This window comes from Celeribacter baekdonensis B30 (genome assembly GCF_000299875.1).
Lineage (GTDB): Bacteria > Pseudomonadota > Alphaproteobacteria > Rhodobacterales > Rhodobacteraceae > Celeribacter > Celeribacter baekdonensis_A.
Map to the genome: position 1 here is coordinate 1 of NZ_AMRK01000039.1, position 736 is coordinate 736.

At 67.5% G+C, this 736-nt stretch carries 1 protein-coding gene; it reads right to left on the bottom strand.

Going from position 1 to position 736, the window contains the following annotated elements:
- On the bottom strand, positions 1-484 hold a 484-nt coding region (locus tag B30_RS21190), incomplete at its 3' end, for a DUF7146 domain-containing protein (protein WP_442852434.1).
- Positions 485-736 lie beyond the last annotated feature (252 nt).

A 736-nucleotide genomic window follows, 5' to 3' on the forward strand; every position in this document is an offset into this window, starting at 1 on the left:
CGGCCTTGGCCGAGCCGTCCGGCGCGAGCCAGGTACGGTGCGCGCCGGTGATCCTGCCTTGCAGGTCGGTCACGGATGCGATCATCGCCGGACGCCGCTCTGCTGGTCCGCCATCGTCGGGCCGATAATAGCAGCTTGGATGATATCGCAACGCCCCCGCGCCATAGATCGGCATGATGCAGCGACTGGCCAGATAGGTCTCGACCGGCGTACCCCGGATCGGTTGCGCCATGGCGATCAGTCGCCGTGCCGCTTCCGGCGATCCCATGGCTGTACGGGCAGGTGCTGGATTGATGGTCGGGACAAGGTCGACCCGCGGCAGGCTCAGGAAGCGCCGCGCCTCCTCGGCGACATCGCCGAAAGAGGTCAGGCCACAGCTCTCCCGGATCACGTCGAGCAGATCACCGTGCTCGGCCGTGGCGGCATCGGTCCAATGACCGGCAGCACCGGGGCCAGCCTCCGGCCCCTTCAGCCGGACGAACATCGACCGCCCCGGTGTGTTACGTGCATCGCCGACGGTCCAGTACTGACCCTGTCGTCGCCCGTTGGGGAGGTAATGCCGACACACGGCCTCGGCGTCCCGCGCGAGCCGGCGCGAAAGCTCTGCTGCATCGCGCGCCATCACGAAAATCCCCCCGGCGCGCTGAGGTTATGTTGCCCAGCCCCGCGAGAACCCCCGCCAAACCGCGCAAGTTCACGCCACCGCAACATAACCCGCGCCGCAACATGTTCCGTA